The following is a 25,137-nucleotide window of genomic DNA, read 5'->3' as shown; positions in this document are numbered from 1 at the left end:
CCGGGCCTCAGACGAGCCCGGCCTCCTTCAGGCTGTGCTTGAGATGGGCGACGCCCTTCTTGGCATAGGTCAGCGGATGGGCCTTTTCCGGATCCTGCTCGGCTTCGACCACGACCCAGCCGGAATAGCCCGGCAATGCGCGGAACACGGCGGGATAATCGACCATCCCGTCGCCCGGCACGGTATAGATGCCGAGATCGCTGCCCTTGCCGAGCACGGCATCAAGGAAGCTCCAGCCTTCCGCCGCTGCCTGCGTCATGACATGCGGGCGCACGTCCTTGGCGTGGACATGGCTGATCCGCTCGCGATAGCGCGCGGCGAGCGCGGCTGGGTCCGAGCCACCCCAGGTGGCATGGCCGGTGTCGAGCAGGAGATGCACGGCAGGGCCCGTCGCCGCCATGAAGGCGTCAATATCGGCTTCGCTCTGCACGATCGTGCCCATGTGGTGATGATAGACCAGCCGGACGCCTTCGCTCAGCGTGCGCTCGGCAACCTGCGTGATCCGGCGGCCGAACTCGGCCCAGTCCTGCGCGCTCATCACAGGGCGCTGCGAGAGCGGCTTCGAGCGGTCGCCATGGATCGCATTCGAGGTCTCGGCGAAGACCAGCACGGTCGAGCTCATGGCCTTGAGCAGATCGAGATGCGGCCGCAGATGGTGCATCTCCTCGTCGGCGTCGCGCTGAAGCAGTTCAGCTGAATACCAGCCCGAGATGCAGTCCATGCCGAAGGGGGCGAGAGCCGCCCTCAGGGCTGCCGGTTGCCGTGGGAACTTGTGACCAAGCTCCATGCCGGTGAAGCCGGCCTCACGCGCCTCGGCGAGGCAGGTTTCGAGCGATGTCGCGCCGCCGATCTCCTGGAGATCGTCATTCGACCAGCCAATCGGGTTGGCACCAATGCGGATGGGCATGGATAAGTGTCCTTCGGGATCAGGGGCGTGACTTCAGCGCGGTCTCATAACGCTCACGCGCCTGCCGGACTTCGGCGCGCGCGGAGGTTGCCGGCACCGCGACATCCCACCAGTGGCCGCCCGCATCGGTCGAGGCGAGCGGGTCGGTATCGATCACCACGACGGTGGTGCGCGCATGCGCGCGGGCGGCACGCAGCGCTTCGTCCAGTTCGGCGAGGCTGCCGACCTTCGTGGCGACGGCACCGAGTGAAGCGGCATGCGCGGCAAAATCGATTGCGGGCAGCGTCTCGTGGCGGGTGTCGCGCAGCAGGTTGTTGAAGGAGGCGCCGCCCGTCGCATTCTGCAGCCGGTTGATGCAACCGTAGCCGCGATTATCGAGCAGGACGATCGTCAGCTTCAGGCCGAGCATCACCGAGGTTGCGATCTCGGAGTTCATCATCAGATAGGAGCCGTCGCCGACCATGACGACGACCTCGCGGCTCGGATCGGCCATCTTGACGCCGAGCCCGCCGGCGATTTCGTAGCCCATGCAGGAATAGCCGTATTCCATGTGGTAGCCGCCGGGCGCGCCGGCCTGCCAGAGCTTGTGCAATTCGCCGGGCAGTCCGCCGGCGGCGCAGAGCACGACATCGGACGGCTCGCTCCAGCGCTGCACGGCGCCGATCACCTGCGCATCGCTCGGCAGGGGCTGGTTGCCGGGATCGGTGTAGCGCGCGGCGAGGCCAAGCCAGGTCTTGCCCTCGGATTCCGCCCGCTCCGTCCATGCCGCCGGAGCGCGATGTCCCGCCAGTGCCGTAGCCAGCTCGGAGAGGCCGGCCAGGGCATCGCAGACCAGCGGGAGCGCGCGGTGCTTGCCGGCATCGAAGGCCTGCGTGTTCAGCCCGACGATCCGGCAGGCCGGGTTGGCGAAGAGTGCCCAGGAGCCGGTGGTGAAATCCTGCAGCCTCGTGCCGACGGCCAGGACCAGATCGGCCTCGCGCGCCAGCGCATTGGCGGCGGCCGTGCCGGTGACGCCGATGGCGCCGAGATTGAGCCTGTGGGTTGCCCCGAGGCTGCTCTTGCCGGCCTGCGTCTCAGCGGCGGGAATGCCGTGCGCCTCGCAGAATTCGGCGAGCGCGGCTTCGGCCTCGCTATAGAGTACGCCGCCGCCGGCAATGACGAGTGGTTTCTTCGCCGCCTTGAGCAGTCTGACGGCCTCGGCCAGCTCCTGCTCGTCCGGGCGTGGGCGGCGTGGCGTCCAGAGCCGCTCGGCAAAGAAACTCTCGGGATAGTCATAGGCTTCGGCCTGCACGTCCTGGCAGAGCGCCAGCGTCACCGGCCCGCATCCGGCCGGATCGGTCAGGACGGCCATGGCCCGCTCGAAGGCCGGCATCAGCTGCTCCGGCCGTGTCAGCCGGTCGAAATAGCGCGAGACCGGGCGAAAGCAGTCATTGGCGGAGACCGTGCCGTCGCCGAAATCCTCGATCTGCTGCAGCACCGGGTCCGGCAGGCGCCCGGCAAAGACATCGCCCGGCAACAGCAGCAGCGGCAGGCGGTTGACATGCGCGACGGCGGCGGCCGTGACCATGTTGGTGGCACCGGGTCCGATCGAGCTCGTCACCGCCATCATCTGGCGCCGGCGCGAAGCCTTGGCGAAGGCGATAGCAGCATGCGCCATGGCCTGCTCGTTATGGGCGCGATAGGTTGGCAGCGTGTCGCGAGCGGCATGCAGCGCCTCTCCGAGCCCGGCGACATTGCCGTGCCCGAAGATGGCCCAGACGCCCGCGAAGATCGGCACGGTCTTGCCGTCGATCACCGTCTTCTGTGCCTGCATGGCGCGTGTCAGCGCCTGCGCCATGGTGAGGCGGATCGTACCCATTGGGAGTTCCTCAGCGTTCCTGCCAGGCTGCGACCAGCCTGGCGAAGCGTTCTGCCATCATCGTCGTTGCGGCCTCATCGTCGAGTCCGCCGGCAAGCCAGCCGCGCGCCGCTTCACCGAAAATCGTGCGGCCGACGGCGAATCCCTTGACCGATGCCGAGCCCTGCGCTGCCCGGAAGGCCTGCGCGACCGTCTCTTCCGGAGCGTCGAGCCCGAGCAGCAACACGCCGCGGCAATAGGGGTCATGGCCCGCGATGACCGCATCGATCTCGCGCCATGCAGCCGGGGAGGGCTGGCCCTCGAGCTTCCACCAGTCGGGCTTGATGCCGATGGCGTAGAGTCGCGTCATCACCCGAGCAACCGTGTCGTCAGCAACCGGTCCGTGCTTCGAGGCAATGATCTCGACCAGCAATTCCCGCCCGACCTGTCGACAGGCGAGGGCGACGCGCTTCAGTACCTGCTCCTGCGCACTCCTGAGAGCCTCGGGGTCATCCGGATGGTAGAAGCACAGGCATTTGGCGACATGGCTGACCGGCCACTCGGCCAGGGTGGCGCCGAGAGACCCTGTCGCATCGGTCTCCAGCGCGAGTGGGCGCGAGCCGGGGAGTTCGAGGGGGCGGGCGATCCAGAAGCCGTGATCCTCCGCCCGGAACAGGGCTTCGCGGCCATGGATGCCGTCGACCAGCATGCCAAAGCCAGGGCGTCCGTCGGCGACCCGGGCGGCCGCCTTCACCGCAAGCGTCTTGAAATGGGTGATCCGCTCCTGCGGCACGCCTGCCGCGTCGGCCATCTCCTCGAGCTGCGCCCGATGATCGATGGCGAGCGCCATCACGCCCGCGGGCTGCGGCAGGCGCGTCGTCGCCCAATGCACATGGTTGATCTCGGCGTCCCGGCGTAGCGCCCGGTGCGGCGAACCATGAGCAAGGAAATATTGCAGCTCGGGGAAGGTCGGGCTTTCCGGCGAGCAGAGCAGCCTGGAGACGGCGAAGGCGCCGCAGGCATTGGCAAAGGCGCAGCAGGTCGCAAGCGGCTCGTCGCGCAGCCAGCCGCGCAGGAAGCCGGACATGAAGGCGTCGCCGGCGCCGAGCACGTTGTAGACCTCGACCGGAAAGCCGGGGCCCTTGATTCCGTCTTCGAGCGACGCGGGGATCGCGCCGGGAAATACCACGCAGCCCATCGGCCCGCGCTTGCAGACGATCGTCGCGGCGCTCAAGGATCGGATCGTGCGGATGGCCTGAAGCGTATCCTCCGAGCCGCCGGCGGCGTGGAGCTCTTCCTCCGTGCCGACGATCAGGTCGCAATCGGGCAGGATCGCCTGGAGATGCTCGGTCACCGTCTCGGAGCGGATATAGCGCTCCTCACCGGCCTGGTGCCCGGCAAGTCCCCAGAGATTGGGCCGATAGTCGACATCGAACACGACCTTGCGGCCATGCTTGCGGGCGAGCGCGATCGCCTTCTTCTGAGCCGCGGCGGCGTTGGGAATGGCGAAATGCGTGCCGGTGACGACGATCGCCCTGGCGGAGGCAATGAAGGCCTCGTCGATCTCGCTTTCCTGCAATGCGGCGTCGGCACAGTCGGTGCGGTAGAAGATCAGCGGGAAGGTCTTCTCGTCGCGGACGCCGAGGATGACGAGTGCGGTCAGCCGCTTGGGGTCGGTGATCACGCCGCTCGTCTCGACGCCCTCGCGCTCCAGCTGTTCGCGGATGAAGCGGCCCATCTGCTCGTCGCCGACACGGGTGATCACGGCCGATTTGAGGCCCAGGCGGGCGGTGCCGATTGCGATATTGGTCGGGCAGCCACCGACCGCTTTGAGGAAGCTGCCCATGTCTTCAAGCCGGCCGCCGATTTGCTGGCCGTAGAGATCGACCGAGGAGCGGCCAATCGTGATGACGTCGAGCTGAGGGGCGACGGGCATGGAGCTTCGGCCTTCCGCACTAACCTGCGAGATCGGGATCGGCGCTGACGCCGGCGTGTTCGGCGGTAGCGACTGCAAGCGCCATCGCCAGGGTGAAGCTGGCCGCCATCGAGCGGAATGCGCCGAAATCTGCTTCCGCCACATCCAGCCAGAGCTCACAGTTCTCGGCGAGCGGACTGAGCGGGCTGTCGGTCAGGGCCAGCACCGGAATGCCGCGCTGATGTGCGGCGGCAGCGATCTCGACCGTGGCAGTCGTATAGGGCGCGCAGCTGATCGCCAGGATGGCGTCGCCTGGCCCGGCAAGGGCTGCCTGCTCCTGGCCGAGGCCGCCGACATGGTCGACCAGCACCGCTCTGATGCCGAGCTTGCCGAAGGCATAGGCGAGGTAGGACACCACCGGGAACATGCGTCGCGCGCCGACGAGGACGATGGTTTGCGCCCTGGCCAGCAAGGCAGCCGCCTCTTCCAGCTGGTCGGGCCTGACAGCCGCCCTGAGCTGGGCAAGCGACGCTTCGCTCGCCTGAATGAAGCCGTCGAGCAGGGCTGCGCCCCCCCCCGAGCCTGTTCCTGCCGTTCGTAGGGCTGCCAGGCGCGCGCGGTGATCGGCGGCATGCCGGCGCAGCCGCGAGCGGAACACCTCCTGGAGTTCGCTGAAGCCGGAATAGTCGAGCGCCTGCGCGAAACGCACCAGCGTCGAGGCCTGCACGCCGGCCTTCTCCGCGATCTGCGCGGTGGAGCCGAAGGCCATGTCGTCGAGATGGGCAAGCGCATGATCAGCGACTTGCTTCAGTCGCTTCGGCAGGGATGGCCGCCGTTCCCGCAGCAAGGCGACGAAACGGTCGAATTCCGGCCTGTCCGTGGGCTGAGGCTGTGATCCTGATGACATGCCGGTTCCGGTTAAAGCGCCTTGACTTCAAGCGCTGATCGGCGGAATGTTTATTCCAAAATCAGACAAAGACAATCCATTCATATCAAAATTTCGCTGGGGAGCGTGGCGTCAGGTGTCAGGGAAGAACGAATTCGGTCGGGATCTGACCGGCAAGGCCGCCATCGTGACCGGTGGCAGCCAGGGGCTTGGTGAAGCCGTCGCCCGCGAGTTTCAGGCGCGCGGGATTGCTTCCCTGCTGCTGACCGGCCGCAATCGCGAGCGCGGCGAGGCCGTAGCCCGCGATCTTCGCAATGCTGGCTGCGATGTTCGTTTCCACGCCGCCGATCTTTCCGATCTCGATCAGGTCAAGTCAATCGTTCCGGCCGCCGAGGCGGCGTTCGGTCGTCTCGACATCCTGGTGAACGCCGCCGGCGACACGGATCGCGGCTCCATCCTGGAGACGACGCCCGAGCTCTATGAGCGCATCATGGCGGTCAATCTGCGTGCGCCGTTCTTTCTGATCCAGGGCGCCGCCGAGCTGATGTGCCGGCTCGGGATCGCGGGCGCCATCGTCAACATCCAGTCGATGTCGGCCCATGGCGGCCAGCCATTCCTGAGCGCCTACAGCGTCTCCAAGGGGGCGCTGGCGACGCTGACCCGCAACGCCGCCTTCGGGCTCCTGCCGCACCGTATCCGGGTCAATGGACTGAATATCGGCTGGATGGCGACGCCGGGCGAAGACGCGATCATGCGGTTGCGCCATGACGCGCAGGATGGCTGGCTCGATCAGGCTGCCGCGAGCCAGCCCTTCGGCCGCCTGCTCGACCCGCAAGAGGTCGCCCGCGCCGTCGCCTATCTGGCCTCGGCCGAATCTGGTCTGATGACTGGCTCGAACATCGATTTCGACCAGACGATTCTTGGAGCGCGGCAGTAACCCTGCCGCAGCCACAGCCTTGACGACAGGACATATGACGATGCGCATGGGATTGCTGGGTGCCGGCCGGATCGGACGCATTCATGGGTTGAACCTTGCGGCGCGCAAGGACGCGACGCTGGTTTCGGTTGCGGACGCCTTTGCGGATGCGGCGGCCTCGCTGGCAGCCGAGACCGGCGCGACAGTTGCCAGTCTCGACGCGATTCTCGCCGACAAGACGCTCGATGCGGTCCTGATCTGCACGCCGACCGACACCCATGCCGATCTGATCGAGGCAGCCGTCGCCTCCGGCAAGGCGGTGTTCTGCGAAAAGCCGGTCGATCTCGACGCCGAGCGCATCAGGGCATGCCTCAAGACCGTCGCCAAGACCGGCAGGCCGCTGATGATCGGCTTCAACCGGCGCTTCGACCCGAGCTTCGCTGCGCTCCAGAACCGCCTGCGGGCCGGAGAGGCGGGCGCGATCGAGATCGTCAGCGTGATCTCGCGCGACCCCTCGCCGCCGCCGGTCGACTATGTCAAGCGCTCGGGCGGCCTGTTCCGCGACATGATGATCCATGATTTCGACATGGCCCGCTTCCTCCTCGCCGAAGAGCCCGTCGAGGTCTTCGCGCTCGGTTCGGCGCTGGTCGATCCGGCGATCGGGCAGGCCGGCGATGTCGATACGGCTGCGGTTCTGATGCGCACGGCGTCAGGCAAGATCGCGCAGATCTCGAATTCGCGCCGCGCCAGCTATGGCTACGACCAACGCATCGAAGTCCATGGCTCGAAGGGCATGCTGCGGGCCGGCAATATCCACGAGACCACGGTCGAGATCGCAACCGGCGCCGGCTTCCGGGCTGACCCGGTGCAGAATTTCTTCCTCGAGCGTTATGCCGCCGCCTATCGCGCCGAACTCGATGCCTTCGTCGCCGCCCTGAAGGGCAAGACGGCGCCCCTGCCCTCCGGAGAAGATGGCCTGAAGGCACAGATCCTGGCCGATGCGGCGACCGAATCCGCTCGCAGCGGCAAGCCGGTCGCTGTCGATCTCGGGGCGATCTGATCATGACGCCCGCTGAACTCGATCTGCGCCAATATGCCGTGCTGGGCCTCGTCCAGCAGGCCGGCTTCATGGCGCTCGACTATTTCAACAAGAGCGAAAGCCTTGGCGTCACCATGAAGGGCGCCCAGGACTGGCTCACCGTCGCCGATGGTGCTGTCGAGGATTTCCTGCGGCAGCGCCTTGCCGTGATGTTCCCGCAGGATGCGATCATCGGCGAAGAGGGTGGCGGCGAAGCCTCGGACGCGGTCTGGATCATCGACCCGATCGACGGCACCTCGAATTTCGCCCGTGGCGACCGCAACTGGTGCATCTCGATTGGTTTTCTGCTGAACGGCGTTCCCGAAATCGGCATTCTCTCTGCGCCGGCGCTGGGCGAGATCTATGTCGGACGCAAGGGGCAAGGCGCGACCCTGAATGGCGAGGCGATCAAGGTGTCGGGGCAGACCGATATCAAGCGCGCCTATGTCGAACTGGGCTGGTCGACGCGCATCCCGGCCGAACGCTATGTCGCGATGATCGGGCGTGGCTACGCCGCAGGCGCCTCGGTGAAGCGCGGTGGCTCCGGCGCGCTCGGCCTGGCCCATGTCGCGAATGGCCGGACGGAGGCCTATGCCGAACTCCACATCAACGCATGGGATGTTGCGGCGGGTGTCGTGATCGCAGCCGAAGCCGGCGCCTATGTCAGCGATTTCTTCAGCGGGGACGGTATTGCCAAGGGCAACCCGATCCTGTGCTGCACGCCGGGGCTTCGCCGCGAACTCGAACAGGTCACGCAGATCGGGAGCCGGCAGGCGAACGATTGATCTTTGCCGGCAACACGTCACTATCAAGCCAATAACAAGACCAAGAACGACACGTAACGGGAGGATGACATGCAGGGATTTCAATGGCTCCGGACCGGGGTCCTGGCAGCGCTGGCCAGCGGGGCTGCTTTTGCGGCGGCCCCCGCACAGGCCCAGGGTGCACTCGTCATGTATTGCGGCGTCCAGGAGGAATGGTGCCGCGCCATGTCGACCGCGTTCGAGCGCGATACGGGGATCAAGGTCGCGATGACCCGCAAATCGGCGGGCGAGATCTATGCCCAGCTCAAGGCGGAATCGGCCAATCCGCGCGGCGATATCTGGTGGGGTGGCACGGGTGACCCCCATCTCCAGGCTGCCGAGGAAGGGCTGACCCTCGAATATGAATCGCCGGTCAACAAGGACCTTCACGACTGGGCGCTGTCGCAGTGGAAGGCGGCTCAGAAGCGCTCCGTCGGCATTTACGCCGGCGCTCTCGGCTTCGGCTTCAACACCCAGCAGATCAAGCAGAAGGGCCTGAACGAGCCGAAATGCTGGGCTGACCTGCTTGATCCGAAGCTCAAGGACGACGTCCAGGTCGCCGATCCGAACTCCTCGGGAACGGCCTATAACCTGCTTGCGACCGTGGTCCAGCTGATGGGCGAGGAGAAGGGCTTCGACTATCTCAAGAAGCTGCACAAGAACGTCAGCCAGTACACCAAGTCGGGCGCCGCCCCCGCCAAGGCCGCGAGCCTCGGAGAAACCGCCGTCGGCATCGTCTTCATCCACGACGCGGTCGTCTTCGCGGTCCAGGGCGATCCGATCAAGGCTGTCGCGCCTTGCGAGGGCACCGGCTACGAGATCGGCTCGATGTCGATCATCAAGGGTGCGCGCAATCTCGACAACGCCAAGAAGTTCTATGACTGGGCGCTGACCCCGGCGGCTCAGGCGCTGGCGGCTCCGGCCAAGTCGTACCAGGTCCCCTCCAACAAGAACTCGACGGTGCCTCCGCAGGCGCCGAAGATGTCCGAGATGAAGATGATCGACTACGACTTCGTCAAATACGGCTCGTCCGCGGAGCGCACGCGGCTGCTGACGAAGTGGGACAAGGAGGTCAAGGCGCTGCCGAAGTAACTCTCCGTCCAGCGCCCTGAAGAGATCCCCTGCGATGCGTCCTGCGACACGGCTCGTCCTGCTGCTCGGCTGGCTCGGCTATGCGGTCATTCCCTGGTACCTGCCTGACGGCGTCAGTCTCAGCCAGTTCGGCTGGCTCGCGGGGTACCCGTTCGGCAGGGCCGGCACGGCGTTCGCGCTGGCCCTGTCCGGCACGGCCCCCTGGCTGCTGCCAGTCGGCGTGGCGCTGCTGGCCGTGACGCTGTTGCTCGGCCGCAGCGAGAGTGCTGCGGTCGGCAGGACGCTGATCTGGGCGGGGCTGCTCGGTATGGTCCTGTTCTTCGCACAGGGCTTCGCCATCACGCTGCAGGGCCAGGGCATCCCCTGGCTCGCCGCCCTGCTCGGCGGCAGCGGCGCGGCTCAGGGCGGCATGGGCTTCGGCGCCTTCCTGACGGTGCTCTCGCTTCTGCTCCTGCTCTGTCACGGGCTCGCCTATCGCGGCTTCTGCCGGGGCGACATCTTCACGACCAGCTCGATTGGCATCATCGTCCTGCTGATCGGGCTCTTCATCTTCTTCCCGGTGGCGACGATCCTGCAAAGCGCGCTTGTCGATCAGGCCGGCGCCTTCGCCCCTGGCATCTTCGTCGCGCGCCTGTTCGATTCCTCAATCTGGGGACTTGGCTGCGTCACCGCGAACACGAATTGCGGCGTCGCCTGGAACACGCTGATCCTTGCCGTGCTGACCGGCGTCATCACCACGCTGCTCGGGCTTGCCTGCGCACTGCTCGTGTTGCGCACGCGCATGCCCGGCAAGCGCCTGATGCGCGCGCTCACCGTGTTGCCGATCATCACGCCGCCCTTCGTCATCGGTCTCGCGCTGATCCTGCTCTTCGGCCGCTCCGGCGTGGTCTCCGGGCTGCTCTATGACTGGTTTTCGATTCCGCGCTCGCGCTGGATCTACGGGCTGCCCGGCGTGCTGCTGGCGCAGGTCCTGGCCTTCGCGCCGATCGCATTCCTCGTCCTGATCGGGGTCGTGCAGGGCATCAGCCCCAGCCTGGAGGAGGCCTCGCAGACGCTGGGCGCCAAGCGCTGGGCGACCTTCCGAACGGTGACCTGGCCGCTGCTCAAGCCCGGCCTCGCCAATGCCTTCCTGCTCGGCTTCGTCGAGAGCATGGCCGATTTCGGCAATCCGCTGGTGCTCGGCGGCAATTTCGAGGTGCTGTCGACCAAGATCTTCTTCGCCGTGGTCGGCGCCGCTCATAATCAGGGGCAGGCGGCGGTGCTCGCGATGGTGCTCCTCGTCTTCACGCTCGGCGCCTTCTGGGTGCAGCAGCGCTGGCTCGGCGGCAAATCCTATACGACCGTCACCGGCAAGGGTGATTCCGGCCTGCCGGCAAAACTGCCGAAGCCGGTCACCTTCGTCTCCGCACTGGTGATCGTGCCCTGGGTGGCGCTGACCTTCGTGATCTACGTGATCATCCTGATGGGTGGTTTCGTGAAGACCATGGGCCGCGACCACACGCCGACGCTGGAGCATTACCGCACCGGTTTCGCCATCGATTTCAGCCGTGGAATATTCTTCGAGGGTGCGGCGTGGGATTCGCTGTTCACGACGCTGAAGGTCGCGGCGATCTCGGCCCCGCTGACGGCGGTGCTCGGCCTGCTCACCGCCTATCTGTTGATGCGGCAGCAGTTCCGCGGCCGCCACGTGCTCGAATTCACCACCATGCTGAGCTTCGCCATCCCCGGCACGGTGCTCGGCGTCGCCTATATCCTCGCCTTCAACGTGCCGCCGGTCGAGATCACTGGGACCGGGCTGATCCTGATCATCGCCTTCGTCTTCCGGAACATGCCCGTCGGCGTCCGTTCCGGCATCGCCGGCTTGTCGCAGATCGACAAGAGCCTGGACGAGGCTTCGATCACCTTGCGGGCACGCAGCTTCACCACGCTCTGGCGCGTGGTGCTGCCCTTGCTGCGCCCTGCGCTCGTCTCCGCGTTGGTCTATAGCTTCGTGCGCAGCATCACCTCGGTCAGCGCGGTGATCTTCCTGGTCTCCGCCGAGTACAACCTGGCGACGGCCTATATCGTCGGGCGCGTCGAGGCCGGCGAGTTCGGGCTCGCCATTGCCTATTCCTCGGTGCTGATCGTGGTCATGGCCGTTGGTATCGCCCTGATCCAGCTCGGCGTCGGCGAGCGCAAGCTCGGACGGCGCAGCGCGATCCCGCTCGCCACATCCGCCGCACAGCCCGTCAAGTAAGGAGCAGCACCTCTCATGGCCAAGGCGGGACCTGCCTCAGTCGAATTCCGCAATGTCAGCATGCGCTATGGCGCGGTGACTGCCGTCGACAATATCAGCTTCACGATCGAGCCGGGAAAGCTGGTGACCCTGCTCGGCCCCTCCGGCTGCGGCAAGACCACGACCTTGCGCATGATCGCCGGACTTGAGATCGCAAGCGAAGGCCAGGTCCTGATCGGCGGCAAGGATGTCACGCGGCTCTCGGCTGCCGACCGTGACGTCAGCATGGTCTTCCAGTCCTATGCGTTGTTTCCACATATGAGCGTGCTGGAGAATGCCGCCTACGGGCCGTTGGTGAAGGGGCTCCCGAAGGCCGAGGCGCAGGACATGGCGCTGACCAAGCTCGCCCTCGTCGGCCTCAAGGGTTTTGAGAAGCGCTACCCGTCCGAGCTCTCGGGCGGACAGCAGCAACGCGTCGCCGTGGCGCGCGCGCTGGTGCTCGAGCCGCAGGTGCTGCTCTTCGACGAGCCATTGTCGAATCTCGACGCCAAGCTGCGCCGCAAGGTGCGGGAGGAGATCCGCGAGCTGCAGCAGAGCCTCAATCTGACGGTTGCCTATGTCACCCATGACCAAGAGGAGGCGCTCGCCGTCTCGGACCGCATCATCGTGATGTCGAATGCCCGGATCGCGCAGGAGGGCTCGCCCCGCGAACTCTATGAGGAGCCGGCCAACCCCTTCGTCGCCGACTTCATCGGCGATGCCAACATGGTCGCAGTCACGATCGCGGAGGTGTCCGAAGGCATCGCCGATGTGATGATCGGCTCGGCAAAGGTGAAATTGCCGGCGCGTGGCCTGGTGGCCGGACCGGCCAGGGCGGCGATCCGGCCCGAAAGCCTGTTGATGGGGCCTTCCTCCGGGCCGGGCCTGCGCGGCACCGTTCGCAAATGCGCCTATCTCGGCAACCACCTTGATCTGATGATCGAGACCGAGGTCGGCGAGCTCTTCGTCGTCCAGCCGGGCGGGCGCGATCTGCTGCCTTATGGCAGCGAGGTCGGGCTCTCCTTTGCAAATTCGGGCGTCACGCTCATTCCCCAGAGCTGAGCGGCCAGCGCGCCGCTCCTGTCGCTCCAGCGGAGTAGAGGCGCCGCGCGGCTTGCCCGCCGGCTTCCTGCTCGCTTCGGCCTCACCCGTGGTCCGTGGGGGGCGCCGGTGCTATCCCCTCGGGGCGCGAGCAAGACGAACCAAAGGCGCGCGGATTGCGCGCTATCGCAGCCTCACAGATGCCTGAGCCATTCCGCCGCCGCTTCCGCCGGCGGCCGCTCGATATTGAAGGCGCCGACGAAACCACCTTTCTTGTCCATGAGATAGACGAGCGCGGTGTGATCCATCGTGTAATCGCCTTCCTTGAGCGGCACCTTCTTGGAATAGGCGCGATAGGCCTTGATCGTGGCGTCGATCGCGGCGCGGTCGCCGGTCAGGCCGACGATGCGCGGGTCGAAGCTGCCAAGATAGCTCTTCAGCACCTCCGGCGTGTCACGCTCAGGGTCGACGCTGATGAACAGCGCGCGCAGCTTTTCGCCCTTGGGGCCGGCGGCGCGCAGGGTCTCGGAAATCTCGAAGAGCTTGGTCGGGCAGATATCGGGGCAATGGGTGAAGCCGAAGAAGACGAGGAAGGGTGCGCCGCGCAGATCGACGTCGGTCAGCGGCTTGCCTTCAGCCGTCGTCAGCGTGAAGGGGCCGCCGACACTCGAGGTCGCGCGCTGGCCCTGACGCACCGGGCTGAAAGTCAGGATCGCGGCAGCCGCCAGGGCGACTGCGCCGGCCAGGAAGACCACGAGAGGCAGGATGAGGCGACGGTTCACAGGGATCCTCGAAAAAACTCGGACGGCGCAGGGGCGCCTCAGAAACAGGCAACGATGGCGGCGATGAGGCCGTCGGTGAAGAGCCGGTCGCCCTCGCGCCACCAGAGCAGCAGCCCGGTCAGCAGCAGCGCAAAAGCGCCGCCGCCGAGCAGCCATAGCCCGGTCCGCGAGGCCTCGGCCTCATGCTCGGCGGCTGTCTGGTCCGATTGCGTCATGACCGCGAGCATAGCCGCGCCAGGCTGAGGCCGGAAGCGGCAACCGTGACGCAGGGGGAGTGCAAGGAGACGAGAGCGGGCGATCGGGATCGAACGGGCGGTATTGGGCTTGGGGAGCAGTTCTATGACGTCGAATCTCTCTTCCTCGCTCCCAGGCAGAAAAGCTGACGGGAGCGCCGGGCACGAAAAACTCTCGATCGCAGTCCCACTGTTGATGGACGGTCGCGGATCATCTACCCGAAGCCGAGTGTAGCGCGATGTCATCCGGAATGCCGCGCAATGCCCGTCAGGGCTGGTCTGGGGCTAGCAGCATTCGATGCCAATTGAGCGTTTCGACACTGTCATCCTGGGCGCGGGTGCTGCTGGAATGATGTGCGCGATCCATGCCGCATCACGCGGCGGGCGTGTTCTCATCGTCGATCAGGCCAAAGCACCCGGCGAAAAGATCCGCATTTCAGGCGGGGGGCGCTGCAACTTCACCAATATCGGCACGAGCGCGCGGAATTTTCTGTCGAACAACCCACATTTCGCAAAATCTGCGCTTGGCCGATACACGCAGCATGATTTCGTTGCGTTGGTCGAAAAACACGGCATTGCCTATCACGAGAAGACGCTCGGGCAGCTCTTCTGCGATGATTCCGCCAAGGATATCATCGCAATGCTGATGGATGAAATGGCGCGCGCGGCATGCGAATTGCGCCTCAGAACCACACTGGAAAGCCTTGAGCGGGTTGATGACGGCTTTGCGATCACGCTTGCCGGCGATGGGGCTGCAAAAATTCGGTGCCGGCATTTTGTCGTCGCGTCCGGAGGAAAATCCATCCCGAAAATGGGGGCATCCAGCCTTGGCTATCAGATCGCCGGCCGGTTTGGTTTGGCGGTGACGGAAACGCGCCCGGCCCTGGTGCCGTTGACATTCGGTGAAGACGTTCTTGCCGGGTTTCGCGAGATTGCCGGCGTCGCGGCGGATGCGCGGGTCTCGCGCGGCAAGACCACATTCGATGAGGCGCTGCTGTTCACGCATCGCGGGCTGTCCGGCCCTGCGATTCTGCAGATCTCGTCGTACTGGCGCGAGAAGGAACCGATCAGGATCGCGTTCCTGCCCACGCAGGACGTGTTCGCCGACTTGCGCGCTTCCAGACAGGAAAACGGCCGCAGAAGCATCGCAAATACGCTTGGTGATATTCTGCCGAAGCGATTGGCCGCTTATCTCGCAGATGCCCACGGTTGGACGGGACCCATCGGCGACGCAAGCGACAAGAAGCTGGCCGCGATCGCTTCCATCATTCACGGCTGGGAGGTCATGCCCATTGGATCGGAGGGGTACCGGACCGCGGAGGTGACGCTCGGTGGTGTCGATACGTCCGGTCTGAACTCACGGACGATGGAAGCAAGGACGGTCGACGGCCTGTACTTCATCGGTGAAGTGGTGGACGTCACGGGCTGGCTCGGCGGCTACAACTTCCAATGGGCGTGGTCATCAGGCTGGGCCGCAGGGACCGCTATCGCCGAACGCACCGGCTGAGATGCCTGCGCGGCGCGATTTAAGATGCTCGCCAGCGTTCCCAGCCAGGCCATGCCGGAGGGGTCGAATGACCGGCGCTGTTCGAGAAACAGTGCTCTAACATATTGTCGTAAAAAGGATTTGGAGCGGGCGATCGGGATCGAACCGACGACATTCAGCTTGGGAAGCTGACGTTCTACCACTGAACTACGCCCGCATGCGCTCGCAGCGACCGCAGATCAACGGCGAGGACACGAATCTCATAGCGGCTTCCTGCGCGGGTGTCATCCGGCAATCGTGCGGGATGGGAGCCTGCGATTCACTCAGTCGCGAAAATGCTTCGAGAGCTTGAGCGCCTGGCCCTGGTAGTTCGATTTCAGGTCGGCGCCATAGAGCGCGTCCGGGCGTGCCGCCATGTGCTCGTAGACCAGCCGGCCGACGATCTGGCCGTCCTCGATGATGAAGGGCACGTCGCGCGAGCGGACCTCGAGAACGGCGCGTGAGCCCTTGCCACCGGCGCCGCCATGGCCGAAGCCGGGGTCGAAGAAGCCGGCATAGTGGACGCGGAACTCGCCGACGAGCGCATCGAATGGCGTCATCTCGACGGCATAGTCCGGGGGCACATGCACCGCCTCCTTCGAGGCCAGGATGTAGAACTGGTCCGGATCGAGGATCAGGGAGCGCGAGGCGTCCGCCTGGATCGGCTCCCAGAAATCGGCGACGCGGTAGGCACCGACCCGGTCGACATCGACGAGCGCGGTATGCCGCTTGCCGCGATAGCCCACGAGGCCGTCGAAGCCGGCGAGATCGACGCTGACGGCAACGCCGCTCTGGAAGGAGGGAGTGGCTGCGCTGACCAGCGTCTCGCGCTCGTGCAATTCGCCCAACGTGCGGTCGTCGAGCCGGGCATCGCCGGCTCGGAAGCGGATCTGCGAGAGCCGCGAGCCGGAGCGCACGAGGACGGGGAAGGTGCGCGGCGAGATCTCGATGAAGAGCGGGCCCTCATAGCCTTCCTCGACCAGATCGAACTCGCGCGCCCGGTCGGTGATGACGCGGGTGAAGACATCGAGCCGGCCCGTCGAGCTCTTCGGGTTCGCCGCGGCGCGCAGGCCCTGGGGCAGCGCCAGCCCTTCCATCAGCTCGGCGACATAGACGCAGCCGGTCTCGAGCACAGCACCCCTGGTCAGGTCGATCTCATGCAGGGCGAGCTGGTCGAGCCGCCGTGCGACGGTCGATCCCGGGCCGGGCAGAAAACTGGCGCGGACGCGGTAGGCCTTGTCGCCGAGTCTGAGGTCGAGGCTGGCCGGCTGGATCTGGCCCTCTGCGGGCGGCCGCGCGAGCTTGATCACACCTTCTTCGATGAAGGCACGGATGCGGCTGTCGGGCTGGATGCCGGGCAGGAAGGGCAGCATGAGCGTCGGACCTGTTCAGCCTGAGCTAGCGAAGCCTGGCATGAGGGCCAGGCGGGCCAGTCCTATCGCCCGTTTTCGGGGCGGTTGTCCATGCGGGAATCATTCTGCCCGCCGCCGCGCCGGGCCGGACGCAGGACTGGCCAGCGCGGCTTCGGGATTGACGCTGCCGCCGGCCGGTCCATAACAGGGACGTCGTTCCCGGCCCAATTCCGCCCGCCGGCGAACCGCAACGGCACGGAGCCGCTGAGCATGTATCAGGCGCAAACCCGAGGCGTGCGCGTGACCGCCGTTCCCGAGTTCATGGAACGGGAATCCGCCCATGAGCAGGGTCGCTATTTCTGGGCCTATACGATCGAGATCGTGAACCAGTCGCGACAGACCGTGCAGTTGATGACCCGCCACTGGTTCATCACCGATGGCCGTGGTGAGGTCCATGAAGTGCGCGGCGATGGCGTCGTCGGCAAGCAGCCGGTGCTGCGGCCGGGCGAGAGCTTCAGCTACACCTCGGGCTGCCCGCTGATGACGCCCGACGGCTCGATGCGTGGCTATTACGCCATGCTGGGCGAGGATGGTGTGGTCTTCGATGTCGAGGTGCCGCTGTTTCCGCTCGATTCCCCCTATGTGAAGAAGGTTCTGCATTGACCATTCCGACCACGGCCGCGCGGCGCTACACGCCGCTCGAAATGCTGTCGCGCCTCGTCGCCTTCGACACGGTGAGCGCCAAGTCCAATCTCGATCTCATCGCCTTCGTTGCGGACTATCTCGAGAGTTGGGGTGTGTCCTCGATCCGGATTCCCAATGCCGAGGGCGACAAGGCTGCGCTTTTCGCCACAATTGGCCCGGCCGATCGTGGCGGCATCGTCCTGTCCGGCCACACCGATGTCGTGCCCGTCGCGGGGCAGGCCTGGTCGAGCGACCCCTTCACCCTGCGCATTGCCGATGGCAGGGCCTATGGTCGAGGCGCCGTCGACATGAAGGGTTTTGTGGCGCTGGGACTGGCCCTCGTGCCGGAATTCCTGGCCGCCAGGCTGACGACGCCGATCCATCTCTTCCTGTCCTATGACGAGGAACTTACCTGCCTCGGCGTGGTGGACGGCATTGCCCGCATGGGGCGCGACCTGCCGCTGCCGCGCGCTGTCATCGTCGGCGAGCCGACCTCGCTCGAAATTGCCGACGCCCATAAGGGCATCCGCACCTTCAACACGATCGTCACCGGCTTCGCCGCCCATTCCTCTAAGCCGCATCTCGGCGCCAGCGCCGTCCATGCCGGGGCGTTGCTCGCCGCCGAGCTCGACCGGATGGCGCAGGAGCTGATGGAGCGGGCCGACCCGGCAGATCGCTTCGATCCGCCCTACGACACGGTCCATGTCGGCAAGTTCCATGGCGGCATTGCCCGCAACATCCTGGCCGATCGCTGCGAGCTCGGCTGGGAGGTGCGCACCCTGCCCGGCTCGGATCCCGACGAGGTGCCGGGTCGCTTCGCCGCCTATGCCGAGACGGTGCTCGCGCGCATGCGCCGCACCGCGCCGTCCTCGACGATCACGACCGTGATGACATCGGATGTGCCGGGCCTCGGGCCCGATGCCGGCTCGACGGCGGAGGCCCTCACGATGCGGCTTGCCGGCCGCAACAGCACGATTGCCGTGCCCTATGCGACCGAGGCCGGACATTTCCAGCGCGCCGGCCTGCCCACGGTCGTCTGCGGCCCGGGCTCGATCGATCAGGCGCATCAGCCTGACGAGTTCATCACGCTCGAACAGCTCGCCGCCGGCGAGGCATTCATGCGTGATCTGATGGAGAGCTGCCGGAGCTGAGAGGCTCTGAGCCCCGCATCGGTGACGGCAGGCCGCCGGGGCGAGCGTCGCCTCGGTGCGTTGGGGGCGAGGTCTGCCCAGCCAGCCGCAGCCCGATGTTCTGCCGTTCGGCGCGCCCCGGCGCACCGTCCCGGCCAGGTGCGTCGTCTTGCCCGTGCTGAACTTGCTCGCATAACGCCGTACACGTCGCAGCGCAGGTGCCCGTGCAGGGACGCCTGCGCTGTCTTGCCTCGCTTGCGCGCGGCACGCTTCACTGGAAAATGCATACGCTTAGTAATAATGTATGCAGACATTGATTGGATGTAGCGAGCGATGATCCGTTGCTCGCCGAACTCTGGTGAAGCGATGGAAAACGCGTCAATCTCGGCGCTCGCCTGCGGGAAACCTGCCTCGGCAGCGGCATGGGTGAGGAGCTGAGATGTTCGGTCTGACCGCACTCGAGCTGGCCCGCATCCAGTTCGGCTTCACCATCTCGTTCCACATCGTCTTCCCTGCAATCACGATCGGGCTCGCGAGCTATCTCGCCGTGCTGGAAGGCCTGTGGCTGTGGAAGCGCGACACTGTCTATCGCGACCTCTACCATTTCTGGTCGACGATCTTTGCCGTGAACTTTGCCATGGGCGTCGTCTCGGGGCTGGTCATGGCCTACCAGTTCGGCACGAACTGGAGCTATTTCTCCTCCTTTGCCGGCAGCGTCACCGGGCCGCTCCTCACCTATGAGGTGCTGACCGCGTTCTTCCTCGAGGCCGGCTTCCTCGGCGTCATGCTGTTCGGCTGGAACAAGGTCGGACCTGGCCTGCATTTCTTCGCGACGATCATGGTCGCGTTGGGCACGCTCGTCTCTGCGACCTGGATTCTTGCGTCCAACAGCTGGATGCAGACGCCGCAGGGCTTTGAGATCATCGATGGCCGGGTCATCCCGGTCGACTGGCTGAAGGTCATCTTCAACCCGTCCTTCCCCTATCGTCTCGTGCATATGACCATCGCCGCCTTTCTCGCGACGGCCCTGTTCGTCGCCGCCTCCGGCGCCTGGCATCTGCTACGCGGCCGCGACACGCCGGCGATCAGGACGATGCTGTCGATGGCGATGTGGATGCTGCTGGTCGTCGCGCCGCTGCAGGTTGCCGTTGGCGATGCGCATGGCCTGAACACGCTCAAATATCAGCCGGCCAAGATCGCCGCGATGGAAGGACACTGGGAGAACAAACCCGGCGAGGGCGTGCCGCTGGTGCTGTTCGGTTGGCCCGACATGGCGGTCGAGACAACGCGCTACAAGCTCGAAATCCCCCGCCTGGGAAGCCTGATCCTGACCCATGACTGGAATGGCCAGATTCAGGGCCTGAAGGAGTTCGCTCCCGAGGACCGGCCCAATTCGACCATCGTGTTCTGGAGCTTCCGCATCATGGTCGGCCTCGGCTTCCTCATGCTGGCGCTCGGCCTCTGGAGCGTCTGGCTGCGCTGGCGCGGAGGATTGTACGAGTCGAAGCTGTTCCTGCGCTTTGCCTTGCTGATGGGGCCGTCGGGGCTGGTCGCCATCCTCGCAGGCTGGTTCACGACGGAGATCGGTCGTCAGCCTTGGATCGTCTATGGCGTGATGCGAACGAAGGACGCAGTCTCCAACCACTCGGCACTGGCGCTGTCGGCGACGCTGATCGTCTTCATCGTCATGTACATCGCGGTCTTCGGAACCGGTGTCAGCTACATGCTGAAGCTGGTGGGACATGGTCCAGAGAGCCACGGCCCGGAGCCGGAAGCCCATGGCGATGAGCTCTTGAATCAACGCCCGGCCCGGCCGCTCTCGGCCGCGCCGGATCACCTCGATGCCCCCAGCGGCGCCGGCAAGGGAGCGTGAGCGAGATGGGTATCGATCTTCCGATCATCTGGGCGGTGATCATCGGCTTCGGCCTGATGATGTATGTGATCATGGACGGTTTCGACCTCGGCATCGGGATCCTGTTCCCCTTCGTGAAGGGGCGGGAGGATCGCGACACCATGGTCAACACGGTGGCGCCGGTCTGGGATGGCAATGAAACCTGGCTGGTGCTGGGCGGCGCAGCGCTGATGGCCGCCTTCCCGCTCGCCTATGCCGTGATCCTCAGCGCGCTTTATCTTCCGCTCGTCCTGATGCTGGCCGGGCTGATCTGGCGCGGCGTCGCCTTCGAGTTCCGCTTCAMGGCCGATGAGGCGCACAAGCCGTTCTGGGACAAGGCCTTTGCCTGGGGCTCCTACATCGCCACCTATTTCCAGGGCGTGTCGCTCGGCGCCTTCATCAATGGCTTTGTGGTGCGCGACGGCGCCTTCGCCGGCGGCGCGCTCGACTGGCTGACACCGTTCAGCCTGTTCACCGGACTTGGTCTCCTGGTGGCCTATGCGCTGCTGGGCAGCACCTGGCTGATCATGAAGACGGAGGAACAGCTGCAGCAGCGCATGATCGCGCTCGCCCGCCCGATCGTCATCGCCCTGCTCGTCGCCATCGTGCTTGTCAGCCTGTGGACGCCATGGCTGCATCAGCGCGTGGCGGAACGCTGGTTCACGCTGCCGAACCTGTTCTTCTTCGCGCCCGTCCCCATCCTTGTCTTCGCGACGGCCGCGCTGATCCTGTCGGTGCTGAAGCGGTCGCCGCATGCAGCGCCCTTCCTGCTGTCGCTGGTGCTGCTCTTCCTCGGCTATAGCGGCCTTGCGATCAGCCTCTGGCCCAACATCATCCCGCCCGACATCTCGATCCGCGCGGCAGCGGCTCCGCCGCAGAGCCTGGGCTTCACCCTGGTCGGGGCGCTCTTTATCATCCCGATCATCCTCGCCTACACCGCGTGGTCCTATTACGTGTTTCGCGGCAAGGTGAAGGCGGGGGAGGGCTACCACTGATGGAGCCGGTCACTGCCCCTCGCAAGTCCTGGCTCAGCCGCTTCGGCTGGCTCGTCCTGATCTGGGGCGCAAGCGTGCTCTCGCTCGGCGTCGTTGCCCTCGGCTTCCGTCTTCTGATGAAGGCCGCCGGGCTGTCGCTCTGAGAGAACAGCGCCGGAGCGAGAATCGCGGCAGCGTCAGGGCGAGGTGTTCAGCCCCGCCTCGACCTCGGTCGGGTCGAAATCATAGCGCCGCGAGCAGAATTCGCAGGTGACGGCGAGCGTGCCGTCATCGGCGACCATGGCCCGGCGGTCCTCGGCGGAAAAGCCGCGCAGCATGCCGAGCACGCGCTCACGCGAGCAGCGGCAGGATTCATGCACGATCACCGGCTCGAAGACGCGTGCGCCACGCTCGTGGAACAGGCGATAGAGCAGCCGCTCGCTTTCCAGCATCGGGTCGAGCAGTTCGTGGTCCTCGACCGTCTCGACCAGCGAGCGGGCCTCGGCCCAGGCATCGTCGGCGATCCCGTCGGGGTGGTCGCTGGCCAGGATCTCGTGCCCCTGCGGGGCATCGCCCGGATGGATGTCGGCGGCGCGTAGCCGGTCGGGCGAGGTCGGCATGAACTGCACGATCAGCCCGCCAGCTCGCCATTGCCGTCCCGCGCCTGTGACGACGCTGCCGACGCCGAGCCGCACCCGGCTCGGAATCTGTTCGGACTGCTTGAAGTACTGGTGCGCCGCGTCTTCGAGGCTCTGATGTTCGAGCGCGACCACGCCCTGATAGCGCGTCGACTGCGAGCCCTGATCGACCGTCAGGCCGAGATGGCCCTTGCCGAGCAGATCGCCCGTGCTCAACGTGCCCTCAGCGACCGCCTGCTGTAGCCGCGCCTCGTCGTAATGCGCGACGGCGCGATAATTGTCGGGCGCGTTGAAATCGACCACCAGCATGGAGATCGGCCCGTCGCTCTTGGTCTGGAGCTGGAAACGGCCTTCGAATTTAAGTGCGGTGCCGAGCAGAACGGTAAGCGCGGCTGCTTCGCCAAGGACGCGCGAGACCGGCTCCGGATAGTTGTGACGCTCGAGGACTGTGTCGATCGAGGCGCCGAGCCGTACGACCCGGCCGCGAATGTCGAGGTCCGGGACCGTGAACGGCACGACCCGATCGTCTAGCGCCGCCGTCTCCGAGGGGGTGTCAGCGACGGCCATCAGGCTGCGACGCCGCCAAAGCACCAGGCCAGGATGCCCTTTTGCGCATGCAGCCGGTTCTCGGCTTCGTCGAAGACGGCCGATTGCGGGCCGTCCATGACCGCATCGGTGACTTCCTCGCCGCGGCTCGCCGGCAGGCAGTGCATGAAGATCGCATCCTTTTCGGCGCGACCGAGCAGGCGCTCGTCGACCTGGTAGGGGCGCAGCAGATTGTGGCGCGTGCCTTCCTCGTCCCCCATCGAGACCCAGCAATCGGTGATGACGCAATCTGCGCCCTCGACCGCGGCTTCGGGCCGGCTGGTCAGCCGGATCTTGGCGCCCTGCTTGCGAGCCCAGTCGATCAGGGCCGGCGGGGGCGACAGCTCTTCCGGCGTCGCGATCGCAAGCTCGAAATCGAGCCGCCCGGCCGCGTGCACCCAGGAGGTCAGGACATTGTTCGTGTCGCCTGTCCAGGCGATGCGCTTGCCGGTGATCGGCCCCCTGCGCTCCTCGAAGGTCATGACGTCGGCCATGACCTGGCAGGGATGCTGGCGCTTGGTCAGCCCGTTGATGACCGGCACGGTGGCATATTTCGCCATCTCGACCACGGAATCATGGTCGAGCATGCGGATCATGATGGCGTCGACATAGCGCGACAGCACGCGGGCGGTATCGGCAATGGTCTCGCGCTCGCCGAGCTCGATCTCCTGCCCCGTCACCATCATCGGCGAGCCGCCAAGTTCGCGGATGCCGACGTCGAAGGAGACGCGGGTCCGCAGGGAAGGCTGTTCGAAGATCATGGCGATGACCTTGCCTTCGAGCAGGCGGTCGGAGGCTGCCGCCGGCGTGCGGCGGCGGGCCTTCATCTCCTCGCCCGCGCGCAGGATGGCGCGGAGCTGGTCGCTGGAGAAATCGGAAAGATCGAGGAAATGGCGCATCGTCGGCGCTTCCTTCAAAAAAAACGTGCCGTGGGCGGAGGGTTCGTTATTCGGCCGCCGGTCGCTTCAGGGTGGCCTCGACCGCTTGCGCAGCCCTTTCGAGCCGCACGATCGCCTCCGCGGCATCGGCCTCGGTGATGACCAGCGGCGGCAGCAGGCGCACGACATTGTCGCCGGCTGCGACGACCAGCAGCCCGGCCGCACGCGCCTCGACCACGAAATCGGTGTTCGGCGTGTTGAGCTTCAGGCCGATCATCAGCCCCTCGCCGCGGATCTCCGAGATCACGTCGGGATGGTGATCCCTGAGCTGGGCCAGCGACTGTCGCAGGCGCAGACTCATCTGCTGGACGTGATCGAGGAAGCCCGGCGCCAGCACGACATCGAGCACGGCATTGCCGACCGCCATGGCGAGCGGATTGCCGCCGAACGTCGTGCCATGCGTGCCGAGCGTCATGCCCGAAGCCGCTTCCCCGGTGGCGAGGCAGGCGCCCATCGGGAACCCGCCGCCAATGCCCTTGGCGATCGCCATGATGTCGGGCGCGACGCCCGAGAGCTCATAGGAGAAGAACTTGCCGGTGCGCCCCACGCCGGTCTGGATCTCGTCGAAGATCAGCATCAGGCCATGCGTGTCGCAGAGCTCGCGGAGCAGCTTGAGGAAGCGCACGGGCGCGGAGCGCAGGCCACCCTCGCCCTGGATCGGCTCGATCATCAGCGCAGCCGTCTCGGGCCCGATCGCGGCCTTCAGCGCGGCCTCGTCGTCGAAGGGCACCTGGTCGAAGCCGTCGACCTTCGGGCCGAAGCCGTCGATATATTTCTGCTGGCCGCCGGCAGCGATGGTCGCAAGCGTACGACCGTGGAAGGCGCCCTCGAAGGTGATGATGCGATAGCGCTCGGGATGGCCTTTCGCAGCATGGTACTTGCGCGCCATCTTGATGGCGCACTCATTGGCCTCGGCGCCGGAATTGGTGAAGAATGCCCGTTCCGCGAAGGTCGCCTCGCAGAGCCGCCGGGCCAGCCGTTCTCCTTCCGGCATGCTGTAGAGGTTTGAGGTGTGCCAGATGCGCGAGGCCTGCTCGGTCAGCGCCTGGACCAGATGCGGATGCGCATGGCCGAGCGCATTGACGGCGATGCCTGCGCCGAAATCGAGATAGCGCTGGCCGTCCGAGGCGACCACCCAGGCGCCTTCGCCGCGCTCAAGCGCGATCGGCGCGCGAGCATAGGTCGGCAACAGCACGGACTGGGAGGGATTAACGGGAGCAGGGGTCATGACAGGCGATCCTCACGGAAGGGCGAATGAGAACGGGTGGGCGCTGGATGGAAGAACGGAGTCGCGGGGCAAGAATTGGCAGCCCTCTGCGACCCGCCGGCGACATTATCGTCGCAGCCAGTTCCCGACGTCTCGTCGCGCCGTCATCCGCATCACCAAGAAGACCTTGATCCGTCAAAAACATAAGCGCCGCCCGTGGAAGGGCGGCTAGGTCGGCGAGACTATGCAAAACCGGTCCCCCGCTGTCAATTCCGCGCCGTAAGGTCAGTTGCTCCGCAGGTGGGGGCTTGACCCGCGATCCGCGAATGGCTGGGGAAAAACCAATTTCCGATTCGGGGACTCTTGTGGCCGACTCCCGGCATCTTGTATGGTCCGGTTTGTCAGATACGACATCTCGTGCGGCGTCTCCTGTACCGTCAATTCCGGGTGTAACGGCCTCCGTTTAACA

22 protein-coding genes and 1 tRNA gene are annotated in these 25,137 nt (G+C 65.8%); 12 read left to right on the top strand and 11 right to left on the bottom strand.

Going from position 1 to position 25,137, the window contains the following annotated elements; genetic code table 11:
- Positions 1-7: 7 nt before the first annotated feature.
- Genes iolE through AB4118_RS23170 form a run of 4 tightly spaced genes read right to left on the bottom strand, consistent with a single transcriptional unit; the run spans position 8 to position 5,566 of the window.
- Positions 8-907, bottom strand: a complete 900-nt coding sequence (iolE, locus tag AB4118_RS23185) for a myo-inosose-2 dehydratase (RefSeq protein ID WP_441491951.1) — start codon at positions 905-907, stop codon at positions 8-10.
- A 19-nt stretch (positions 908-926) separates the two neighbouring features.
- Complete coding sequence (gene iolD / locus AB4118_RS23180; RefSeq protein WP_441491950.1) at positions 927-2,765, bottom strand: 3D-(3,5/4)-trihydroxycyclohexane-1,2-dione acylhydrolase (decyclizing); 1,839 nt, start codon at positions 2,763-2,765, stop codon at positions 927-929.
- Positions 2,766-2,775: 10 nt separating this feature from the next.
- Positions 2,776-4,680: a bifunctional 5-dehydro-2-deoxygluconokinase/5-dehydro-2-deoxyphosphogluconate aldolase gene (locus tag AB4118_RS23175; protein WP_441491949.1), complete on the bottom strand. Its 1,905-nt coding sequence runs from the start codon at positions 4,678-4,680 to the stop codon at positions 2,776-2,778.
- A 19-nt stretch (positions 4,681-4,699) separates the two neighbouring features.
- Positions 4,700-5,566, bottom strand: coding sequence for a MurR/RpiR family transcriptional regulator (locus AB4118_RS23170; protein WP_441491948.1), 867 nt, complete (start codon positions 5,564-5,566; stop codon positions 4,700-4,702).
- Positions 5,567-5,681: 115 nt separating this feature from the next.
- Between AB4118_RS23170 and AB4118_RS23165 the strand changes: the two genes are divergently transcribed.
- From AB4118_RS23165 to AB4118_RS23140, 6 genes are all read left to right on the top strand, one after another.
- On the top strand, positions 5,682-6,482 hold the full coding sequence (locus tag AB4118_RS23165) for an SDR family oxidoreductase (RefSeq protein WP_441491947.1): 801 nt from the start codon (positions 5,682-5,684) through the stop codon (positions 6,480-6,482).
- A 34-nt stretch (positions 6,483-6,516) separates the two neighbouring features.
- The gene (gene iolG, locus AB4118_RS23160) at positions 6,517-7,521 is read left to right on the top strand and encodes an inositol 2-dehydrogenase (protein ID WP_441491946.1); all 1,005 of its coding nucleotides are present in this window, start codon (positions 6,517-6,519) and stop codon (positions 7,519-7,521) included.
- Between the two features lie 2 nt (positions 7,522-7,523).
- The gene (locus tag AB4118_RS23155; RefSeq protein WP_441491945.1) at positions 7,524-8,324 is read left to right on the top strand and encodes an inositol monophosphatase family protein; all 801 of its coding nucleotides are present in this window, start codon (positions 7,524-7,526) and stop codon (positions 8,322-8,324) included.
- A 69-nt stretch (positions 8,325-8,393) separates the two neighbouring features.
- Entirely contained in the window at positions 8,394-9,434 is a 1,041-nt protein-coding gene (locus tag AB4118_RS23150) for an ABC transporter substrate-binding protein (protein WP_441491944.1), read from the top strand.
- A 34-nt stretch (positions 9,435-9,468) separates the two neighbouring features.
- Positions 9,469-11,670, top strand: a complete 2,202-nt coding sequence (locus AB4118_RS23145) for an ABC transporter permease (protein WP_441491943.1) — start codon at positions 9,469-9,471, stop codon at positions 11,668-11,670.
- A gap of 15 nt (positions 11,671-11,685) precedes the next feature.
- The gene (locus tag AB4118_RS23140; protein ID WP_441491942.1) at positions 11,686-12,750 is read left to right on the top strand and encodes an ABC transporter ATP-binding protein; all 1,065 of its coding nucleotides are present in this window, start codon (positions 11,686-11,688) and stop codon (positions 12,748-12,750) included.
- Positions 12,751-12,923: 173 nt separating this feature from the next.
- On the opposite strand, the gene AB4118_RS23135 is transcribed toward AB4118_RS23140, so the two are convergent.
- Together AB4118_RS23135 and AB4118_RS23130 are read right to left on the bottom strand one after the other, a co-directional pair.
- Positions 12,924-13,517: an SCO family protein gene (locus AB4118_RS23135; RefSeq protein ID WP_441492056.1), complete on the bottom strand. Its 594-nt coding sequence runs from the start codon at positions 13,515-13,517 to the stop codon at positions 12,924-12,926.
- A 32-nt stretch (positions 13,518-13,549) separates the two neighbouring features.
- Positions 13,550-13,726 carry a hypothetical protein gene (locus AB4118_RS23130; protein ID WP_441491941.1) on the bottom strand — a complete coding sequence of 59 codons (177 nt, stop codon included), beginning with the start codon at positions 13,724-13,726 and terminating at the stop codon, positions 13,550-13,552.
- A gap of 322 nt (positions 13,727-14,048) precedes the next feature.
- Here AB4118_RS23130 and AB4118_RS23125 point away from each other — a divergent pair, with 322 nt between their 5' ends.
- Positions 14,049-15,251: a BaiN/RdsA family NAD(P)/FAD-dependent oxidoreductase gene (locus AB4118_RS23125; protein ID WP_441492055.1), complete on the top strand. Its 1,203-nt coding sequence runs from the start codon at positions 14,049-14,051 to the stop codon at positions 15,249-15,251.
- Between the two features lie 121 nt (positions 15,252-15,372).
- Here AB4118_RS23125 and AB4118_RS23120 read toward each other — a convergent pair.
- Positions 15,373-15,447 (bottom strand) — tRNA-Gly (locus AB4118_RS23120).
- Positions 15,448-15,553: 106 nt separating this feature from the next.
- Entirely contained in the window at positions 15,554-16,642 is a 1,089-nt protein-coding gene (locus tag AB4118_RS23115; protein WP_441491940.1) for a 2'-deoxycytidine 5'-triphosphate deaminase, read from the bottom strand.
- 249 nt (positions 16,643-16,891) lie between these two features.
- Here AB4118_RS23115 and apaG point away from each other — a divergent pair, with 249 nt between their 5' ends.
- The 5 genes from apaG to AB4118_RS23090 all read left to right on the top strand — a co-directional run bounded on the left by apaG (position 16,892) and on the right by AB4118_RS23090 (position 21,464).
- Positions 16,892-17,284 carry a Co2+/Mg2+ efflux protein ApaG gene (gene apaG, locus AB4118_RS23110; protein ID WP_069878462.1) on the top strand — a complete coding sequence of 131 codons (393 nt, stop codon included), beginning with the start codon at positions 16,892-16,894 and terminating at the stop codon, positions 17,282-17,284.
- Positions 17,281-18,456: an acetylornithine deacetylase gene (gene argE, locus AB4118_RS23105; protein ID WP_441491939.1), complete on the top strand. Its 1,176-nt coding sequence runs from the start codon at positions 17,281-17,283 to the stop codon at positions 18,454-18,456. Before apaG ends, argE begins: the two co-directional genes overlap by 4 nt.
- A gap of 418 nt (positions 18,457-18,874) precedes the next feature.
- Positions 18,875-20,308 (top strand): cytochrome ubiquinol oxidase subunit I, encoded by a 1,434-nt coding sequence (locus AB4118_RS23100; RefSeq protein ID WP_441491938.1) that lies wholly within the window; start codon positions 18,875-18,877, stop codon positions 20,306-20,308.
- Between the two features lie 5 nt (positions 20,309-20,313).
- Positions 20,314-21,321: a cytochrome d ubiquinol oxidase subunit II gene (gene cydB / locus AB4118_RS23095; protein ID WP_441491937.1), complete on the top strand. Its 1,008-nt coding sequence runs from the start codon at positions 20,314-20,316 to the stop codon at positions 21,319-21,321.
- Positions 21,321-21,464: a DUF2474 domain-containing protein gene (locus AB4118_RS23090; RefSeq protein ID WP_113516794.1), complete on the top strand. Its 144-nt coding sequence runs from the start codon at positions 21,321-21,323 to the stop codon at positions 21,462-21,464. The genes cydB and AB4118_RS23090 overlap by 1 nt, the downstream gene beginning before the upstream one ends.
- A gap of 33 nt (positions 21,465-21,497) precedes the next feature.
- Here the strand turns inward: AB4118_RS23090 and AB4118_RS23085 are convergent, their stop codons facing one another.
- The 3 genes from AB4118_RS23085 to AB4118_RS23075 are packed head-to-tail and all read right to left on the bottom strand — an operon-like array spanning position 21,498 to position 24,689.
- Positions 21,498-22,505, bottom strand: a complete 1,008-nt coding sequence (locus AB4118_RS23085; protein ID WP_441491936.1) for an Hsp33 family molecular chaperone — start codon at positions 22,503-22,505, stop codon at positions 21,498-21,500.
- Complete coding sequence (gene argF, locus AB4118_RS23080; RefSeq protein WP_113516795.1) at positions 22,505-23,422, bottom strand: ornithine carbamoyltransferase; 918 nt, start codon at positions 23,420-23,422, stop codon at positions 22,505-22,507. The genes AB4118_RS23085 and argF overlap by 1 nt, the downstream gene beginning before the upstream one ends.
- Positions 23,423-23,468: 46 nt before the next feature.
- Positions 23,469-24,689 (bottom strand): aspartate aminotransferase family protein, encoded by a 1,221-nt coding sequence (locus AB4118_RS23075; RefSeq protein WP_441491935.1) that lies wholly within the window; start codon positions 24,687-24,689, stop codon positions 23,469-23,471.
- Positions 24,690-25,137 lie beyond the last annotated feature (448 nt).

The sequence above is a fragment of the Allobosea sp. 2RAB26 genome, assembly GCF_052115465.1.
Classification (GTDB): domain Bacteria; phylum Pseudomonadota; class Alphaproteobacteria; order Rhizobiales; family Beijerinckiaceae; genus Allobosea.
This window is presented reverse-complemented; position numbering and strand designations above follow the sequence as displayed.

Excerpts from the sequence above, each read along its gene's own strand:
- iolE (WP_441491951.1), bottom strand. The coding sequence starts at position 907 with ATGCCCATCCGCATTGGTGCCAACCCGATTGGCTGGTCGAATGACGAT.
- iolD (WP_441491950.1), bottom strand. The coding sequence starts at position 2,765 with ATGGGTACGATCCGCCTCACCATGGCGCAGGCGCTGACACGCGCCATG.
- AB4118_RS23175 (WP_441491949.1), bottom strand. The coding sequence starts at position 4,680 with ATGCCCGTCGCCCCTCAGCTCGACGTCATCACGATTGGCCGCTCCTCG.
- AB4118_RS23170 (WP_441491948.1), bottom strand. The coding sequence starts at position 5,566 with ATGTCATCAGGATCACAGCCTCAGCCCACGGACAGGCCGGAATTCGAC.
- iolG (WP_441491946.1), top strand. The coding sequence starts at position 6,517 with ATGACGATGCGCATGGGATTGCTGGGTGCCGGCCGGATCGGACGCATT.
- AB4118_RS23155 (WP_441491945.1), top strand. The coding sequence starts at position 7,524 with ATGACGCCCGCTGAACTCGATCTGCGCCAATATGCCGTGCTGGGCCTC.
- AB4118_RS23150 (WP_441491944.1), top strand. The coding sequence starts at position 8,394 with ATGCAGGGATTTCAATGGCTCCGGACCGGGGTCCTGGCAGCGCTGGCC.
- AB4118_RS23145 (WP_441491943.1), top strand. The coding sequence starts at position 9,469 with ATGCGTCCTGCGACACGGCTCGTCCTGCTGCTCGGCTGGCTCGGCTAT.
- AB4118_RS23140 (WP_441491942.1), top strand. The coding sequence starts at position 11,686 with ATGGCCAAGGCGGGACCTGCCTCAGTCGAATTCCGCAATGTCAGCATG.
- AB4118_RS23130 (WP_441491941.1), bottom strand. The coding sequence starts at position 13,726 with ATGACGCAATCGGACCAGACAGCCGCCGAGCATGAGGCCGAGGCCTCG.
- AB4118_RS23115 (WP_441491940.1), bottom strand. The coding sequence starts at position 16,642 with ATGCTGCCCTTCCTGCCCGGCATCCAGCCCGACAGCCGCATCCGTGCC.
- apaG (WP_069878462.1), top strand. The coding sequence starts at position 16,892 with ATGTATCAGGCGCAAACCCGAGGCGTGCGCGTGACCGCCGTTCCCGAG.
- AB4118_RS23100 (WP_441491938.1), top strand. The coding sequence starts at position 18,875 with ATGTTCGGTCTGACCGCACTCGAGCTGGCCCGCATCCAGTTCGGCTTC.
- AB4118_RS23090 (WP_113516794.1), top strand. The coding sequence starts at position 21,321 with ATGGAGCCGGTCACTGCCCCTCGCAAGTCCTGGCTCAGCCGCTTCGGC.
- AB4118_RS23085 (WP_441491936.1), bottom strand. The coding sequence starts at position 22,505 with ATGGCCGTCGCTGACACCCCCTCGGAGACGGCGGCGCTAGACGATCGG.
- argF (WP_113516795.1), bottom strand. The coding sequence starts at position 23,422 with ATGCGCCATTTCCTCGATCTTTCCGATTTCTCCAGCGACCAGCTCCGC.
- AB4118_RS23075 (WP_441491935.1), bottom strand. The coding sequence starts at position 24,689 with ATGACCCCTGCTCCCGTTAATCCCTCCCAGTCCGTGCTGTTGCCGACC.